Genomic DNA, 17,235 nt, shown 5'->3' with positions numbered 1-17,235 from the left:
GGAGGATCCCCGCCATGCCCAGGACCCGCGCCAGCGCCAGCCCGCTGTTCGTGCCCCGCCACGCCACCCGCGCCCAGCAGCGTGCCGCCCGCGCCGGATACGCCGCCGCCCGGCAGGCCGCCCGCGTCGCCGCCGCACCCGTCCACCAGGGCGACCGGCGCGGACCCGACCCGGAACTGCGCGCTACCTACCCTCCGAACGGCCGCCCCGGACCGGCGTCGGCGCGCGGCGGCAAGCTCAAGCTGCCCGCGCACCGGATGACCACCGCCGTCGCCGCCGGTGCCTACCCCTTCCTCGCCGAGGGCGGGCTGGGCGCCGAAGGCATCTACATCGGCCGCGACGTCCACGCCGAAGCCGCGTTCTGCTACGACCCGTTCGCTCTCTACGGCCGTCTGGAGGGCTTCACCAACCCCAACATGTTGCTGGCCGGGATCATCGGCATGGGCAAGAGCGCGCTGGCCAAGTCCCTCGCCACCCGGGCCGTCGCCCACGGCTACCGCATCTATGTGCCGTGCGATCCCAAGGGCGAGTGGACGGTCGTCGCCCAGGCCCTGGGCGGGCACACCATCGCCCTCGGCCCCGGGCTGCCCGGCCGTCTCAACCCGCTGGACGCCCCCGACCGTCCGGCCGGCACCGACCCGGAGGACTGGGCCGGCGAGGTCCGCAAGCGCCGCCTGCTGCTGCTCGCCTCCCTGGCCCGCACCGTCCTGGGGCGTGACCTGCTGCCCATGGAACACACCGCGCTGGATGTCGCGCTCGACCTGGTCGTCACCGCCTGCGCGGAGCAGGGAACCACCCCGCTGCTCGGCGACATCGCCGCCGCCCTCGGCTCCACCGACCGCCTCGACACCGCCGCCGGCGACCGCACCCGGCGCCTGGGCCGGGCCGCCGAGGACCTCACCCACGCCCTGCGGCGCCTCGTCCACGGCGACCTGGCCGGCATGTTCGACGCGCCCTCCACCGTCCGTTTCGACCCCACCGCGCCGATGCTGACCATCGACCTGTGCCGCCTCGGCGGCGCCGGGGACGACACCGCCCTGGTCCTGGCCATGACCTGCGCCTCGGCCTGGATGGAGTCCGCCCTGGCCGACCCCACCGGCGGGCGGCGCTGGGTCATCTACGACGAAGCCTGGCGGGTGATGCGCCACACCGCCCTGCTGGAACGCATGCAGAGCCAGTGGAAGCTCTCCCGGGGTCTCGGGATCGCCAACCTCATGGTGATCCACCGGCTGTCCGACCTGCTCACCGCGGGCGACGCCGGATCGCGCGGCCGGGCCCTGGCCGAGGGCCTGCTGTCGGACTGCTCCACCCGGATCATCTACCGCCAGGAGCCCGACCAGCTCTCCACCGCCGCCTCCCTGCTCGGACTGACCGGCATCGAGACCCAGGCCATCTCCGCGCTCACCAAGGGCCGCGGGCTGTGGAAGGTCGCCGGACGGAGCTTCATCACCCAGCACATCCTCCACCCGCACGAACACCAGCTCTTCGACACCGACACCCGCATGCAGGCCTGAGCACGGAGGTCCCACACCATGACCAGCAGCCTCGACATCCGCATCGACCGGGAACCCTCGACCGACCAGGTCACCGCTCGCGGCGGCGACGCGCTGGCCTCGGCCGTCCTGCAACGCGCCGGAGGCTTCATCGCCGTGGTCCGCCTCAACGAGACCTGGCACCGCCTCCCCAAGGGAGTCACCGATCCCGCCGAGCAGGCCGACCGCGCCTCCCGGTCGGCGGCGGCCCTGACCGCCATCGGCTACCGCGTCACCCTCGGCGCATCCCTCGGCGGTGACCGGCCCATCATCCCGACCGCGAACCCCGTCCCGCTGGGCGACCGGGTCGGCGAACTGGCCTACTGCATCTCCACGGCCTCCCACACCTCCGAGGTGGCGGCCCTGCTGACCGAGTTCACCTCTCCCGTCGACGGCATCCTGGACAACACCATCAGCGCACTCCAGGCGACCGCCGACTGGTGGGCCTGCCTGGACAACGAACCGGCCGCCCCTCGCTACGCCGAGCGGTTGGGTTACATCGCCGAGCGCATCGACGGCTATGTGTACGAGATCGGCATGCTCCGAGACGTCCTCGCCGACGCCCACGTCGCACATCCGACTCGCCGTCCCGTGGCCGAGCAGACGGCTCCGGCCGAACAGCTCAGCGCCCGCGCAGCGGCGGCCCGCACGGGATCGCCCAGGGCGGTCACCTCACCCCGCGACGCCGAACCGGCAACGTCGGAAACGCCCAGGCCGACCACAACTCCGCGCCCAGCCGGTCCGCCCCGCCGCTGACCCCGAATCCGTCATTCCCCCGCCACGGCAAGGAGATCAGCAACGTGCGCACCAGACGACACCTCCGCTCCGGCCTTCCCCCTCCCGCCTCATGCCCTCAGCGGAGTGCCCTGTGTCATCCCCACGTACGAACCCGCCCTCGGTCACCACCGGGACCGACACCCTCCTCTATCTGATGCTCGCCCTGGCCGGCCTCGGCCTCGCCTGCGGTTCGCTGGCCTGGCTGTCCGGCAACCTCGCCGCCGCCTGGTACGGCCCGGCGTCCTGGGCGTCCTACGAGCCGGTTACCGCCCTCTTCCACCCCGACCGGCTGTGGCCGGAGCTCCCGCCCGCCGCCGTACTGGTCAGCGCCCGCCTCGTCCCGGCCGTCCTGACCGTGCTCCTCGGCTCCGTTGCCGTGCTCGGGTGGCACCGCTTCCGCAGCCCCCGCACCGGCCTCGCCGGTCGACGGGAGCTCGCGGCGCTGCTGCCCAGGCAGACGGCCGCCAAGGCCGCCGAGCTGCGGCCGGGTCTGTCCGGGCACAAGCCCCGGCACATTCGTCCCGAGGACCGGGGCGTGCTGCTCGGCACGCTTCCCCCGCGTGAGGATGAGGTGCGCTCCTCGTGGGAGGACGTGCTCCTGGCGATCATGGCTCCCCGCTCCGGCAAGACCTCGGGGCTGGCCATCCCAGCGATCCTCCGCGCGCCCGGCCCGGTACTGCTGACCTCCAACAAGGCAGCCCGGGACGCCTACACCGCGACGCTGGAGGCGAGGGCCGAGCTCGGCACCGTCTGGACACTCGACCCCCAGCAGATCGCCCACGCGCCTCGGGAGATGTGGTGGGACATCCTCGCCGACGCCCACGATCTGGCCGGTGCCCGCCGCCTGGCCCAGCACTTCGTGACCGCCTCGGTGGACGAATCCAGCTCCGGTGACTTCTGGTCCACCGCGGCGGCGAACACGCTCACCGCGCTGTTCCTCGCGGCGGCCCGGGACGACAGGCCGATCACGGACGTGCTGGGCTGGCTTGCCTCCCCCGCCGACCGCACCCCGGTGGACGTGCTCCAGGACGCCGGGCTGCACGCCGTCGCCGCTCAGCTCCAGGGAACCGTGGCCGGCGCGGTGGAGACCCGCGACGGCATCTTCGAAACCGCCCGCCAGTACGCCGCCTGCCTCCTCGATCCGGGCATCGCCGCCTGGGTCACCCCGGCTGACGATGTCCCGCAGTTCCGGCCCGAGCAGTTCGCCACCAGCACCGACACGCTGTTCCTGCTGTCCAAGGACGGCGGCGGCTCAGCCTCGGCGATCATCGCCGCCGCGGCCGACGCCGTCATGCGCGAGGCCGTGGCACAGGCCGAACGCGACGGCGGGCGCCTGGACCCGCCGCTGCTGGCGATCCTCGACGAGGCCGCCAACGTCTGCAAGATCAGCGATCTGCCCGACCTGTACTCGCACCTCGGCAGCCGAGGCGTCATCCCCATCACGATCCTGCAGTCCTACCGGCAGGGCGTACGGGTGTGGGGCGAGGCCGGCATGGACGCCCTGTGGTCCGCGGCCACCGTCAAGCTGATCGGCTCCGGAATCGACGACGCCGACTTCGCCGACAAGCTCTCGCGCCTGGTCGGCGACCACGACGTGCAGACCATCTCCAAGTCGCACGGCGCCTCCGGCCGCTCCACATCGGTCTCGATGCGCCAGGAACGCATCCTGGCCGCGGACGGCATACGCGCGCTGCCCAAGGGCTCCGCCCTGCTCCTGGCCACCGGCGTGCGGCCGTCACTGCTCAACCTCAAACCCTGGTACCGCGAGGCGGACGCGGACCGCCTCGGTGCCGCCTCCGCACGCGCGACCGCCGCCATCACCGACCGCGCCCTGGCCAAAGGCCGACCCAGCCGCCATGACTTCGGGCAGACGGCATGAAGCCGCTGCATCAAGCCGAGCAGGCGGTGCTGGGAGCGGCACTACTCGAACCGAAGCGGGTGGCCGGGCTGACGGGCTGGCTTGAACCAGACCACTTCCACCACCCGATGCACCGGGCGCTCTACGCGGCCCTGCTCAAACTCCACCAGGACGGCCACCCCGGCATGACTACCGCCGCCGACACGGCGACATCCCTGTCCTGGGTGAACGACGCGGTCGCCGAGGCCGGCCAGCACGTCCGGGGACTCACATCGGCATACGCCCACTCCCTTGTCCGGGCCTGCCCCCGCCCCCGGCACGCTCACTTCTACGGGCGCATGGTCCTGGAGGGCGCGATCCACCGCCGCGTCACCGAGCACGCCATCCGGCTCCACCAGGCCGCCCGCACCGACGCTGCTGGCGGCGAGGTCGAGGACACCCTGCACTACGCCCAGGTGCTCACCGAATCCCTCACCGACCTCCGCAGCCGATGGGGCACAGAACCCCGCTCCGCCCCGCACGGCTCCACTCCGTCCCCGGCTGACACCGATCATCGTCCTCCGGAGGAGAAAGCGGTGGCGGAGGAACGGCTACTGCTCTCCGCGCTGATCGCCCGCCCGGACGGCCTCGACGAGGTAGCGCCCTGGCTGCGTCCGGCCGACTTCGCCCTTCCCTCACATGGCCGGCTCTATCTCTGTCTGACGGCCCTCCACCACCGGGGCGACCCCATCGACAGCCTCACGCTGCTCTGGGAGACCCAGCGGCTAGGACTACTCGCCGACGGAACCGTGACCAGCGACGAGGTCCGCGACCTCGACACCGGGATCAGCTCCGGCTCGGCCGAGTACCTGGCCGAACAAGTCCTTCGGGCATCCCTGCTCCGCGTGGCCGCCACCTCGGCGCGGACCGTCCGCGATGTGGCCGAGGACGACGCCCTGACTCCCGGCCGCCTGATCGGCCGCGCGCTCCACGCGCTCCGCCCACTGGACGAGGTCAGCACCCGTTGGCGGCGGGCCACATCAGACGCACCATCCGAGAACCATCCAGCACAGCCACCGTCCCGTGCTCCGTCTGCACGAGCCCAGGCCGCCCGTGCCCGCAGCAGCCGCCCGCTTGCCGCCAGTCGGCCCGCTCCGGCACCGCCCTCATCGGCCACGGCCCTGCCCGGGCTCCGCACGATCCACCGTAACCACGCATGACGTCCTCATCCCGCTGCCGCACGCTCCACGCCAATGTGCGGAGCCCAGCAATCTCCATGAGAGACAGCCCAGACCCTTCAAGCCCAGCCTGCATGTCCTCGTCGTTGATCGTGAATGCCTATTCACCCGGCTCGGCACTGTTCTTGTCCTTGATGCGTTGCCACGCGTGGAGGTTCCAACTCTGAGGGTAAACGAGGATGACGGGCCTGATAGTGCTGGTCGTGGTTATTTGGATCCGGTTGTAAGGCAGGCTTCGATCGATCTCCAAAATCTCGGACGGCGCGTACTGGAGTGCTGCACCGCCGGCCGAGACGAAGGACACCCCACCGGTCTGGAGGGGCACTGCCATTCCGGGAACATTCCCTTCGTCGCTTTCCACTCTCATGCTGTACGCCGGTGTCGGTGCACCGATGATCCCTGGAGCGTCATCGGCGGTGACCCGTGAGTTCCACGCTGCTGACACTCGGTTCCGCACCGTGGCCTCCTCTACCCACGAAGCCGTGAGGAACACTGCCAGGGCCATCCACGAGAGTCCGTGGGTCAGGTCGTCCAGTCCCCAGGCGATGAGGCCGAGAACTGTCCCGGTGCCGACGATTCGTCCCACGTCTGTGGAAGCGACACGTTGGTTGTAGGGCAGTCGGCTGCCTCGGCCTCTTCGTTCTTCTGCCACCTCTGCTCCTCGGGTTATCTCTTCGGCGCTCTCAGAGAGGCATTGTGGCCCACAGGGTTCGTTCACGGGGTCGAAGGCGCTCAGACCCCGGACACCGAGACAAGGGGTGGACAGCACAACGCCATCGGCGAGGGTGAGCGAGCCGCTCAGCAGAACAGCGGACCTGGCCTCCCGCAACGAGTCCGTGCCCATCTCACCTATCGGCCGACATAGAGGGCGGCCCGGCACCAGGCCGCCGACCATCAGCCGACGGCTATAGAGCTCTCAACACTCGACGGATAGTGCGAACGAAAGCGGCCAGGTCGACTCCGGAGAGTCCTTGTCCAGTAGCTCAACCATCTTCGCAGCTTTCCGTACTGGGCGGTTTCTACATCAAATCTGCGGCAGCTCCAAATCCGGGTATCTCCGGATCCTCGTCCTCCAATGACCCGCGCACGTTGGAGGAATCCTCGTCATGCCGGAAGAGCCTGAGTCTATTCGCGTCCCGGATAACGATCTCGACGACCTCGTCGCCACCGTCGCCCGCCTGGTCAACGAGACCCGGGCGCACGGTCAGCTGCTGGACCGCCTCGCCGAGGAGGCCGACGACACGTCCGTCCGCCCCGGCGACGGTGGTGAACAGCCCGAGCCGGAAGCCGAATCCGCGTTCATCCTCGCCCTGGACGAGGAGGCGTACCGCACGGAGCTGGCCGCGCTCACCACCTGGGTGCATCACCTGCTGTTGCCCGTCTACGGCCGGGAGATCAGCACCGCGCGCCCCTGGTGCCAGCGGTGGCAGGACCATCCGGAAGCCGTAGCGCGTCTGCACGCCCTCTGGCTGGCCTGGCAGCAGTTCACGGACATCGGCGCCGGCCCCAGCGGGCCGAGTGTGTGGCACCGGGACCATCTCGACCCGGCTCTGCTGCAACTCCGCTCGGCGGACGGACCCTTTGGCGCCTGCACCACCAGCCCGGCCCGCCCGCACCACCGGCTGCTCCCGGCGCCCGAGCCCGCCGCGGGAGCCTGACGTGAACGACTACCGCGTCAGCGGCCTCGCCCCAGCGGACGAGGAAACCGCGCTCCTGCTGGAACATCTCGAGCTGTTCGACGACGTGTTCCACATCATGGCCGAGAGCCACACCTCGGACGGCCGCCAGAGCTACCTGCTGATGCACGACTCCTCGGCCACGTGGGGACTCCCCGGGGCGCCTCAGCTTGTGTCGCTGCACCTGGTCCGGAACCCGGAGAGCCGCTCCTTCCATGCCGACCACGCGCGGCAGGCCAGCGTGCATTTCGCGCGGCTCTGGCTGGTCAACCGCGGCTGCGTGCCGGAGGCCGTCGAGCCGTACCCGGGTGAGTTTTTCGAGCCCGTCGACGCCGCCACGCGGCGGATGGCACAGCACATTGTGCACTCGGGCGGGCGCTACCAGGTTCTGGACCACGACACCCACGACTCCGTGCCGGAGGAGGTCTGGGTGCTCGTCCGGGACGCCGACCCGGCCTCCGGCCGACTCCCGGTGCGGGTGTTCCTCGAAGAGTTCCACCCCACTGACTACACCTACACTCTGCGGGAGGGAGCCTTCCCGGACACGGACGCAGCCCGGAAGTGGCTGCTCAACCGGGACACCCCGCTCCCAGAGGCCGCCCCGCTCGCCGACGCCGCGACCGCCCGCTGCCAGGCCGCTCGCTCCCGCTCGGTCACCGCCTCCCCGGTTCCTCCGCCTACCGGTGCGGAACGGCCACCCGCCGCTCCGCCCGCCTCCCGGCCGGCCACCCGTCGGAGCCTGCCGTGACCGCCCGGTACGCGTTCGCCGCGCACCCGGAAGCGCTCGCGGATCTCCGGGAGGTGCCGGCCCACATCCGGGACCTGGCGCTGCTGGAACTCCAGCACCTGGTCCACGGCAACGAGCGCAGTGCACCGCTCCAGGGCCGCCTGGCCGGATGCCACAAGGTCTACGTCGATCCCAAGGCCGAGTGGCGGCTGGTCATCCAGTTCCGCGACGCCCCTGCCGGCAGCCGCCACCGCCGGGAGATCTATCTCATCGCGGTCGGAGAGCGCGAGGCCGGCGCCGTGTACGGCATCGCCCATCAACGGCTGGAGCGCACGAGTTCCGTCGCGGCCGAGACCCCGCCAGCGGCCGGACGCCGTGCCCAGGCAGCCCGCTCCCGCTCACCCCACCTCCGCAGCGTTCCGGACGTCCCCACCGGCTCCGCCTCCAACCGCCCCTCGGCTCCCTCGTCCGCGTCTGTCCCCCGAAGGGCCCGAGCATGACCGTCCGCCCAGCACACGGTGTGGGTGCCGGTGGACTCGATCGCCAGCGCGGCGTGCCAGAAGTCCGGCGGGTGACCGACATGTCCGCGCCGCCGAGACCGGCCGAGCGCCTCTCGCGCCCGTGCCATGGTCCCTGCCCTCCGCGGCCACCGCCGCCCTCCGCCTGGAGCGGCCCTCTGTGACTCATCCCAACCTGCAAGAACTTCCCCCCGATGCACCGCTGCTGGTCAGCCCCGTCTACTTCGCCGGAACGGGAGATCCCGCGCTGGCCGACCGTCTGCTGCAGGCCGCGCCAGGCTGGACGGAGGCGGTCAACGAGGCCGGTGCTCGCTTCGCCAGCCCGTGCAAGACCGTCTTCGTCACTCGTTCCCCTGCTGGGAGCGACCGCGCCTGGCAGATCGACGCCACACGCGCGCCGGGGGACACGCGCGTCTGGTCGGCGTCGTTCAGCTCGACCACGCCCACCGAGATCGTCGCCGCCTTCACCACCACCCTCGTCGACGGTCTGCGGACCAACCATCGGGACTACCTCAGCGGCGGGCCGCGCCAGCCGGGTACGACGCCGGCCACGCTGCTCAGTGAGCTGGGGTGGGAGACCAAAGTGTTCACCGATGCCCAGCACCAGCTCGCACCCGACGGGTACGCCGGCTTCAGCATCCGGCGGGGCCGAGTCGACTACGACGCCGAGCTGGCCGGTGCCGAGCCGCCGCAGTGGGCTCTGTATTGCAACGCCCAAGAGTTGACCAGCGGTCCCCGGTGGCACGCCACCTTCACCAGCGCCACCCCGCTGTATCTGATCACCGCCGCGGCGCAGGTGTTCAGCGCCCCGGATCCGGTCGTCCGCAGGCTTCGCGACCTCCCGCTCGGCGTGCTGCCGCACCTGGCAGAGGTGCGTCTCGCCGATCCGGGTCCTTCCCGCTCAGCCACCGCGCGGGCGCGGTCCACCACGCCCGGTCTCCTCCTCCCCGACCCCGCCGTCCCCTCCTCCCCGGCGTTCCGGCCTTCCGGCCCCGCGCCGGGGCCACGCCGCTGACCTCCCCGGAGCCGCCATGAGCACCTCCTTCCCGGAAGACCCGTCGGCCCTCTACCACGTCTCCCCGCGCTACCTGGCCGGACCGGTGGACATCGGAGACCCAGCGCTCCGGCCGCTCCTGGACCAGAACTGGAGCCTGGACAAGGACCCGCTGGGCAACGTCTTCCTCACGGCACCGGACCACTCGGCCCGCCTCGGATATCTCGCCGAAGGCGAGGACGAGACGCTGTGGAAGATCGCGGCCTACGAAGATCCCTTCGGTGCCCCGCTGTGGGTCAGCACCTTCAGCAGCGCCGCCCCGGTGGAGATTGTCGAGGGCTTCACCACGGCCCTGGCCCAGCAGTACGGCGACGACGCGCACCTGCACGGACCCGTCCGGCCGGCCGCCCGCGCCATGGAGCCGCTGCTCAAGGCCGGATGGGCGCGCACGGACGAGCCCGGATACATCTCCTTCGACTCCCCCGACCGGCTCGCCGGCCTCAGCTACCGCAAGCACGTGCTGAACCGCGCGGCCGAGCTGAGGGGCGGGGAGGACAAGTGGCTCATCCGGGGCGGTGCTGGCGCCGCCTCCTGGGACGCGGCCTGCACCAGCCTCGTTCCCGTCGCTCTGGTGACCGCGATCACCACCGCTATCACCGATCCAGCACCCGTCGTCCGCCACCACGCCCAGGTGCGGCATCTGTCCCGCGAGACCGTCACCGTCACTCCGCTTCGGCCCACGCCGACCGCGGGCGGGGGACTCGAGCAGCCGACCCGTAGCCAGGCCGCCAAGTCCCGCTCTGGCCTCTCTCTTGCCGCAGCCCTGGAGTCTCCGGCGGGGCCTCCAGCCCGTGCCGCCGGTTCCGCACCGGCACCGGCGACCCCACGCCACCGCTGATCCGGCTCACCCCCGCTCGACTATGGAGGCCACGTCCTTGTCCGACTACGCGCCCGACCCCACCGCGACTTCCTTCTGGCCCTACGACGCCACCGTCAATGACCAGCTGTACAGCGCCACACTGACGCTGCTCGGCCTCACCGAGCAGGTCATGGCGGACGATGCTCTGCCCCTGTCCGAGCTCCTCCTCGATGTCGCCGAACACGTCTGCGAGATCAGCGAACTGGACACCTGCTACGCATTGATGATCAAGGCAGACGCCGTCCGCCTCATCGCCACAGCAGCCGGATTTCCGGCCCGGTCATCCTTCTCGCCAGGCATCGCCCACATGATGACGAGGATCGACCGGCAGCCCATCGATGTCCAGCGCGGCCTGGTTGCCAGGGCCCGGGAACATCACCTGGGACCGTTCCTCACCTCGTCCAACTCCCGACTGATGGCCGCGCTGGCAAGGACGACAATCGCTTCACAACGAGCAGAGGAACCGCTGCCCAAGGACTCTGCCCCATCCCCTGTCCAATCCAGTGGTGTGCCGACGTGCCCTCCTCATCGGCCTTCCTCCGACGGTCCTCCGTCCGCTTCTGCCTCTCCTCACCGCGCATAATCAGTTCGCCCACGGCAGACGCGGAAGTGGCGCATGCGAGTGGAGATCTCAGTGCAAACCATGCGAATCTACGGACCTCCTGGACGGGAAGCCCGGGATTACCGACAGAACCGCACTCGGTACGCACCACCTGGAGGAAACTATTCCCCGCCACACCGCGCCTCTCATTACCCGGCACGAGGACGGCAGCCCGTGTCCCGCAGCCCACAAGCATTCGCCTTCCGGTAAGCCGCTGCACCCGGAGTGCCCGGGTCGGACGAGCTTTGAGGCGATCTGTTCCTGCGGCACCTGGAAAATCAGGGCGACCGTCAAGACGTATGTGGTTTCCGCACGGAGAAATCATCTGGCGAGCCACCGGGCCAATCCGCGATAGGCGTCCCGTCACTCCGAGCCGTCCCGAAGCGAGAGGTCCGCATGCCCAAGTCACTCACCGTCGGCCAGCTCATCCACCAGCTCGATGTGTTCGACCACGATCTCCCCGTTCGCCTCGCCATCAACCCGGACTGGCCGTTCGCCCACCTGGTCGGACGAGTGGTCGAAGACCAGGGCGACGACGGACCGGCCGTCTTCATCGCCGAAGACGGCCAGGAGGGATACCTGCCGCCAAGCGTCCGGACGGAACTCGACTGGTCATGACCGACACGTCCTCGTCCCACGTCAGCAAGCGGAGGCCATCGATCGCGGATCCCCCCACACCCAGCACCTGGACACCTCTCCGCCGACACACCCGCCGCCCCATGCCCACCGACACCCGGGGCGCCATTGTGCGGTCCATTTCCGCCATGCCCGGTGACGTTCTCCAGATCTCGCGGGTGGACAGCCGAGATCGGAGCTCACTGCCGCTGGGCGGAGTCCTGCTCACCTGGGCCACGTCCGCCACCGGCGGGATGGATGTCACGGCCCAGCTGGGTCTTCCCTCACAAGAGGTGCTGCTCGGCAGATGGCCCGGCCTTCACGGAGAGTGGTCGCCGATCATTCATCCCACGGTGTACGAGGCGATCGGCCTATGTGCCGCTCTCCACGTGGCCACCGACGCCCTGAACCTGGCGAATCACCTCGCTACCCTCTGAACTGGCAGTGCGGGGGCCGGAAACCCCTCCGACGGGGTTTCCGGCCCCCGCGCTGTTTTTCACAGAGCCCGTCACCGATCTCCGGACATGAGGTACGTCCCGGCGAAAGTTCCGTCATACCCAAGGGCCGTAATGGCGGCGCTCACATCGCGGTGGCTCGTTCCTGGCTCGCAAATCATCGAGTCGAAATTAGCCCTCGTGATGTCAGGCTCCAGCCACTGATGCGAACAACGGCAGCGAATACTGACCTCATTGGCAAGACAAAGAATCATCCAGTCCTGGCGAGCGCCACAGGCAGAGCAGATGACAAGCAGGCCCGTCACGGTCAACTCATACGGGTACAGAACCGCCCGCCAACCCGGCCGCTGGTCCCCTGGCGCCGGCGGGGCGGACAGCTCATACCAATCGGCTGCTCTCGAGTGCGATGCCGCCCATATCACGATCGACCCCAACTTCATCCGGTCCACACTCGTCTCCCTTCATCACAGGCAGCACAAACGCCGTGTACCTGTAACGGAGTGAGGGAGATCGAGTCCTCCCGCAGGATGGAACTCGACACAAATGGGCTACGTGCGTAGTCGCGCAGCATGGTGCCGCTGGTGGTGACTCTACGGCATCGGTGTCGGTGTCGTGCTCTGCCGATAAAGTGGCCGCTGATTGTAGCCGCGGTCAGGATCATTCGCGCCATGTTCGACGATGAGCTCGTTCTCGCGTCGGAGCACTTCGCCAGTCGTGGCGGTTTCAGACTGCCAGAGGATCTGCTTGCGGATCGTGAAGTCTTGCAGTTCGGCGCGGTCAAAGTCACGGTCCAGAAGCTCTTTCGAAGGGCTTCCGAAGTAGGTCAGCCGACTGTCGGTGCGATCCGAACCAATGTAGATCTTCCCGTTTGGGTACGTGATCTTGTAAATCACCTTCATCCCACGACAGTAACGGTACGTACTGACATCTCGTCCGGACACTGATGGTACGGCTGGCTCGTCTCTTCGGTGTCGGGTGAGGAGGGCGGCGGCGGTGGCCCGGCGCGATGGATCCGCTTGCAGACATTGGGCGGGGGCCAGAGGACAATGAAGGCGGGGACGGACGAGCTCAGGTCGGCCGCCGCTTCCCTTCTTCGAGGGTCGGGACCTCAGCGTGCGGGACGCCGTGAAGGAGCACCAGCCGACAAACGGGGGTCTGCCGCAGCCCCACCCTCGGCGACGGTCCTCTGGTGAGCTGGTGCTGCGCGTTGACCGACGGACCGGACCACCGTGAGCGGCGTGTCGGGGTGCCCCGGCAGGGCCGTAATACGGCGAAGACGCCAGACGAGCACCTGGTTGATGCTGTCGGCGCTGTCCAACTCGCGGAGGTCGATCGCCTGCTTGAGCAGCGCTGCTGGATCATGTCCGGCGCGTTCGACCTGGTGGAGTGTGGCGAGGAGGGCATCCTTGCCGTCGCCGCGCCCCTGCTGCCAGAGCCGTGTCGGCAGCGCATCCCGCACGACCGCCTGATACCGGGCACGGGCGGGCTCAGGCAGATGACGGCCCTGTTGGCTCCAGGCGCGGAGAGCGGGCCTCGCAGCGTTCTGGTAGGCGGCGCGGAGGTGGGTGGCAGCCTGATGAGCGGCGGCGGCCTGCTGGGCGTGGCCACGGGCTGCGTGCCAGCGAGCTGCCACGATCACCGCCAGGACCAAGGTGGAGAGCAGCATGGCGGTGGTGCCGCCGTCTTCGCCCCGGCCGAGGGCGTTGCCAGCGTGAGCGATGCCTCGGGCTGCCGAGCGCAGTGCGCGGAGATCCGCTTGCTCGGCTCGGAGGTGGCAGCGAGTAGCGCGTTCGAAGGAGCGTGCCGCTGCCGCGAGTTCGCTTCGGGTTGCGGCCGGGGCGGTCTGGGCGGTGGCGTCCAGGAGCTCGCCGACTCCGACGAGGTGGGCCGCGGCGGCGTCCGGGTTCTCGTGGAGGGTACGGAGTGCGCTCTCGACGGCGGGGATGGCGGCTCGGCGGGCAGGCGCAGGTCGGAGGCGCTCGGACGGAGCAGGTTCGGCGGTCAGGCGCTGTCGGATTTTGGGCAGTGAGAGGTCCGGAGCGAGGCGGGAGCCGGAGAACCAGATGGGCCGGCCGTCGCGGTTGCGGTCCCCGGGGAGGGCCACGGTATAGCCGAGAACGTCGCCGGACGGGGCGTACCGCTTGTTGATGCGCAGGCCGGCGGCGGCAAGGCGGTCGAAGAACTCCGTTTCGGTGGCGGCGCCCGCGAGGGCTTGGCGGACGGCCGCGCGGAGGGTTTCCCGTGGCGTCTCGGTGCGGCCGGTGCGCTCAGCTTTGAAGCGCTCCGCGCTGGTGGGGTTGCGGGCGGCGGTGCCGTCACCGGCGTTGAGACGGCGGAGGCCCAGTTCCTTCTCCAGGCGTCGGCACTCGGCTTGGGCGCGCTTGAAGTCGTAGCTGATCCGGGGACGCCGCAGGTCGCCGCGGACCATGGTGGCCAGGATGTGGATGTGGTCGTCGGCGTGGCGGACGGCCACCCACCGGCAGCCGTCCGGGTCACCATCCGGAGCGATGCCGGTGGCGTGGACGATCGCGCGCGCGACGTTTCCCCATTCGTCGTCGCTGAGTTCGCGGTCGTCGGGTGCGGTGCGGACGGAGCAGTGCCAGACGTGCTGCGCGGGGGCACGCTTCCCGGCTTGCTTCACCCGCAGGTCCAAGGCTCGGGCGAGCTGCGCCAGGGTGGCTTCGGGGTCACGGCCGGGGTCCGGTGCGAAGCCGTCCCAGGAAGCCACCAGGTGGGGATCGACGTGCTCGTCCCGCCGGCCGGGGCCGTAGAGATAGGCAAGCAGTCCGTAGGTGCGCGAGCCTCGCCGGATCTTGGGGATCACCGAGTGCGCCTGCCCGCCAGGGTGTCGGCGGCTGCGTCGACGTGGAGCAGGGTGCGGACGAGGACGGTCAGCGCGTGGGCGAGTTCACCGGGGCGTGGTCGGCCGCCCGCGTTGTAGACGTGGGCGATCTGGTTGATGTTGTTGCCGACGCGGGAAATCTGGGCGCGCAGGGCCGCCAATTCGTCGATGGCGTCGTCGAGCTGAGCGTCGCGATGGACGGCGACCGCGCCGCGGGCGGCATTGAGGCCGGCGGTGGCGAGGAAGCCGGAGGGGAAGACGGCGGTCCGCTTGGCGGCGGCGACGATCTCGGCTTTCTCGTCGGGTGTGAAGCGCGCGGCGATGATGTCTTCGCGATGCGACGGCTGGTAGGTGCGGCGGCGCGGACGACGGTCGGGGAAGGCGGGCTGGCGGGAGGCGAGCGGCGGCTCGGGGTCGGCGACGGTAGCGGTTTCTTCTGTCTCCGGCGCCCCCTGGTGACGGAGGCTCGTCCGTTCCCCGCGCGCCCCCGCGCGGGGAACGGACGACGTGCCCTCGCCCCCCTGGGCGAGGGCAACCCCCTTGGATAGCCCGTTGGGATATCCAAGGGGACACCTTGCTCCGCCGGTGGCGGCAGTGGCTTCCGGTAGCGACCCGTCGCCGGGGGCCGGATCGTCGACCGGGTTCATCGGGGCGGCTCCGCGTCCCGGCTGCGAAGTTCGAGGAGCAGCTCGGCGACGAAGTCCATGGCCAGAACGGGGTGGTGGAGCGTTCGGGGCCGGCTATCGGCGGTGCGTTGCACGGTCCAGGTGCCGGCGGGTCCGGGGACCGCGCGGTGGAGGTGGCCCCGGTCGTGCAGGACGGTGATCCAGGCGTCGACCTCGGCGGCCGTCGCGGGGGTGGTACGTATCAGCGGTGCCTCCGGAAGGGTGCGGTTGGCTGCTGTCGCTGCCGGGTGTCCGGGCCGGAGAGCCGGTCCGGACACCCTGGCGGGTGGTGTCCGGGTCAGGCCGCGTGCTCGTCCGACGGCTGTCCGAGGTCCTCACGGAGCTGCCGCATCAGGTCGGTCAGCCGGGCGTTGGACAGCGGGAGACCCTGACCCCGGATGGCCTCGGCAACCACCGCCCGGGTGACCCGGCCCGTCTCGGTGACCGCCCGGCGGGCGATGGGGAGGAGTTCGTCCGAGGCCGAGGCGGTCCGGGTCAGGGGGGCGGTCGAGGCCGTCCCGGTGCGGGGACGAGTGACCGGCGCGGGTCTTCCGGACGGCTGTCCGCCCAGGTCAAGGCCCTGGTCAGTGGGTCTGGCCGGGTCGCCGTCGGCTCGGCTGACCGGGGTGGTCACTGCGGGGGCGGGGTTCCGGCCGCGCTCCGGAGAGCTGGCCCGGACGGGGTGATCGGTGACCCGGGACGGCCCGTTGGCCGGGGAGGGCTGCCCGGAAACAGGGGCAGGCCGCTCCGGCCGTCCGATCCGGTCACCCTGGTGTCCCGGCTGTCCGAGGTGACCGGGGACAGCGGTTCCGGTCACCCGCCGGGCGATAAGGATATAGAGGTGGACCGCTCCGGCCAGGGCGAGCGGCGCGAGGGTGGAGAGGACACCGACGGTCAGGTCTCCCAGCCGGAGGCCACCGCTGTCCGGCCTCACCTGGTTGAGCCGGACGGCGTGCAGGGCGTTGGCCCAGATGCTGGCGGCTGTCGCGGTGCCGAACAGGAACCACACGTACAGGCGGGCCGGGAACGGGGCGGTGCGCATCACCAGCAGGGCGCGCACGCCGTAGGCGATGAAGCCGTCGATGACCAGGGGGAACAGGTAGGTCAGCAGGCCGCGGACGTGGATGGCGGTGGCCATCTGCTGGAGCGCGTCATAGCTCAGGGCACAGCCAGCTCCGCCGAGGGCGACGATGGCCGCCCGGTCCCAGCCGGTGATGCGCGGGGGTGCCGGCGTAGCGGTCATGGTGGCGGTACTCATGCGGCCTGCCCGAGGTCGGACCGGGAAGGGCGTCCGGGCTTCCGCCGGGTCGGGCGCTGCTCGGTGGTGCTGAGCGAGCGGTTGCGGACCTGGCGCCGGACGCGGCGGTACAGCTTCTCGGCGTGCTCCTCGGTGACCTTGAGCAGCCAGGCCAGGCGGGTGGCCGGGGTGCCTGCCTGGTAGGCGGCCCGAGCGACCGCCTGGCGTTCGGCGTCGGTCAGGTGGATGTCGCGGCCCGCGAGCACGGCGTTGACGCGGGCGTAGTCGAGCCGGGCGCGGATCTTGCGGTGCAGGGGGTCGCGCTCCTCCTCGGTCAGGCCGCCCCGGATTCCGTGGCGGTCTCCGTTCTCCAGGGCGGCGTCCAGGCAGGTGCGGCGGACGGGGCACTGGGCGCACAGCGCCTTTGCGGTGGCGATGCGGTCGGTCTCCTCGGGCTCCGGGAAGAAGATCTCGGGGTCGACGGGGTTCGCCTCGGTCGGCAGGCAGGCGGCACGGGTCTGCCAGGTGTGGTCGCCGAGGGTGCGGTGGGCAGGGGATGTCGGGCTGGTGTCCATGCGTGGGTTTCTCCGGATCGTCCTCCG

General features: G+C 70.5%; 19 protein-coding genes. 12 read left to right on the top strand and 7 right to left on the bottom strand.

From position 1 onward, the window contains the following. Positions 1 to 14 precede the first annotated feature (14 nt). The 4 genes from BM242_RS10580 to BM242_RS10565 all read left to right on the top strand — a co-directional run bounded on the left by BM242_RS10580 (position 15) and on the right by BM242_RS10565 (position 5,366). Positions 15 to 1,514, top strand: coding sequence for an ATP-binding protein (locus tag BM242_RS10580; protein WP_093838486.1), 1,500 nt, complete (start codon positions 15 to 17; stop codon positions 1,512 to 1,514). Between the two features lie 18 nt (positions 1,515 to 1,532). Next, a complete protein-coding gene (locus BM242_RS10575) occupies positions 1,533 to 2,288 on the top strand; it encodes a hypothetical protein (protein ID WP_093838485.1) in 756 nt (251 codons plus the stop codon). A gap of 112 nt (positions 2,289 to 2,400) precedes the next feature. Further along, the gene (locus tag BM242_RS10570; RefSeq protein ID WP_093838484.1) at positions 2,401 to 4,188 is read left to right on the top strand and encodes a type IV secretory system conjugative DNA transfer family protein; all 1,788 of its coding nucleotides are present in this window, start codon (positions 2,401 to 2,403) and stop codon (positions 4,186 to 4,188) included. After that, positions 4,185 to 5,366, top strand: coding sequence for a DnaB-like helicase N-terminal domain-containing protein (locus BM242_RS10565; RefSeq protein ID WP_093838483.1), 1,182 nt, complete (start codon positions 4,185 to 4,187; stop codon positions 5,364 to 5,366). Before BM242_RS10570 ends, BM242_RS10565 begins: the two co-directional genes overlap by 4 nt. 118 nt (positions 5,367 to 5,484) lie before the next feature. Here BM242_RS10565 and BM242_RS28885 read toward each other — a convergent pair whose 3' ends face one another. Beyond that, entirely contained in the window at positions 5,485 to 6,036 is a 552-nt protein-coding gene (locus tag BM242_RS28885) for a hypothetical protein (RefSeq protein ID WP_139238310.1), read from the bottom strand. Between the two features lie 454 nt (positions 6,037 to 6,490). Here BM242_RS28885 and BM242_RS10555 point away from each other — a divergent pair, with 454 nt between their 5' ends. The 8 genes from BM242_RS10555 (at position 6,491) to BM242_RS10520 (ending at position 11,871) form a co-directional block, all read left to right on the top strand. Beyond that, complete coding sequence (locus tag BM242_RS10555; protein ID WP_093838481.1) at positions 6,491 to 7,042, top strand: DUF4913 domain-containing protein; 552 nt, start codon at positions 6,491 to 6,493, stop codon at positions 7,040 to 7,042. 1 nt (position 7,043) lies between these two features. Continuing rightward, a complete protein-coding gene (locus BM242_RS10550; RefSeq protein WP_093838480.1) occupies positions 7,044 to 7,808 on the top strand; it encodes a hypothetical protein in 765 nt (254 codons plus the stop codon). Beyond that, positions 7,805 to 8,287: a hypothetical protein gene (locus BM242_RS10545; protein ID WP_093838479.1), complete on the top strand. Its 483-nt coding sequence runs from the start codon at positions 7,805 to 7,807 to the stop codon at positions 8,285 to 8,287. Before BM242_RS10550 ends, BM242_RS10545 begins: the two co-directional genes overlap by 4 nt. 178 nt (positions 8,288 to 8,465) lie before the next feature. After that, positions 8,466 to 9,320, top strand: a complete 855-nt coding sequence (locus BM242_RS10540) for an SPDY domain-containing protein (RefSeq protein WP_175541352.1) — start codon at positions 8,466 to 8,468, stop codon at positions 9,318 to 9,320. Between the two features lie 16 nt (positions 9,321 to 9,336). Next, positions 9,337 to 10,197 (top strand): SPDY domain-containing protein, encoded by an 861-nt coding sequence (locus BM242_RS10535; RefSeq protein ID WP_093838477.1) that lies wholly within the window; start codon positions 9,337 to 9,339, stop codon positions 10,195 to 10,197. Positions 10,198 to 10,234: 37 nt separating this feature from the next. Beyond that, positions 10,235 to 10,801, top strand: a complete 567-nt coding sequence (locus tag BM242_RS28880; protein ID WP_139238309.1) for a hypothetical protein — start codon at positions 10,235 to 10,237, stop codon at positions 10,799 to 10,801. A 414-nt stretch (positions 10,802 to 11,215) separates the two neighbouring features. After that, positions 11,216 to 11,437 carry a hypothetical protein gene (locus tag BM242_RS10525; RefSeq protein WP_093838476.1) on the top strand — a complete coding sequence of 74 codons (222 nt, stop codon included), beginning with the start codon at positions 11,216 to 11,218 and terminating at the stop codon, positions 11,435 to 11,437. A gap of 146 nt (positions 11,438 to 11,583) precedes the next feature. Further along, entirely contained in the window at positions 11,584 to 11,871 is a 288-nt protein-coding gene (locus tag BM242_RS10520) for an esterase (RefSeq protein ID WP_245833960.1), read from the top strand. A gap of 608 nt (positions 11,872 to 12,479) precedes the next feature. Here BM242_RS10520 and BM242_RS10515 read toward each other — a convergent pair. The 6 genes from BM242_RS10515 to BM242_RS10490 form a co-directional block, all read right to left on the bottom strand. Next, complete coding sequence (locus BM242_RS10515; protein ID WP_093838474.1) at positions 12,480 to 12,788, bottom strand: GIY-YIG nuclease family protein; 309 nt, start codon at positions 12,786 to 12,788, stop codon at positions 12,480 to 12,482. Between the two features lie 209 nt (positions 12,789 to 12,997). Then, on the bottom strand, positions 12,998 to 14,713 hold the full coding sequence (locus BM242_RS10510; protein ID WP_245833959.1) for a relaxase/mobilization nuclease domain-containing protein: 1,716 nt from the start codon (positions 14,711 to 14,713) through the stop codon (positions 12,998 to 13,000). Further along, positions 14,710 to 15,378, bottom strand: a complete 669-nt coding sequence (locus BM242_RS10505; RefSeq protein ID WP_093838473.1) for a plasmid mobilization protein — start codon at positions 15,376 to 15,378, stop codon at positions 14,710 to 14,712. Before BM242_RS10505 ends, BM242_RS10510 begins: the two co-directional genes overlap by 4 nt. Next, a complete protein-coding gene (locus tag BM242_RS10500) occupies positions 15,375 to 15,674 on the bottom strand; it encodes a hypothetical protein (RefSeq protein WP_245833958.1) in 300 nt (99 codons plus the stop codon). The genes BM242_RS10505 and BM242_RS10500 overlap by 4 nt, the downstream gene beginning before the upstream one ends. A gap of 20 nt (positions 15,675 to 15,694) precedes the next feature. Continuing rightward, a complete protein-coding gene (locus BM242_RS10495; protein WP_245833957.1) occupies positions 15,695 to 16,654 on the bottom strand; it encodes a DUF2637 domain-containing protein in 960 nt (319 codons plus the stop codon). Further along, positions 16,651 to 17,208, bottom strand: a complete 558-nt coding sequence (locus BM242_RS10490) for a WhiB family transcriptional regulator (RefSeq protein ID WP_093838471.1) — start codon at positions 17,206 to 17,208, stop codon at positions 16,651 to 16,653. The genes BM242_RS10495 and BM242_RS10490 overlap by 4 nt, the downstream gene beginning before the upstream one ends. Positions 17,209 to 17,235 lie beyond the last annotated feature (27 nt).

Source organism: Streptomyces aidingensis, assembly GCF_900112355.1.
GTDB lineage: Bacteria > Actinomycetota > Actinomycetes > Streptomycetales > Streptomycetaceae > Streptomyces > Streptomyces aidingensis.
Note: the sequence above shows the minus strand (reverse complement) of the source record. Positions and strands in the feature narration are given on the sequence as shown.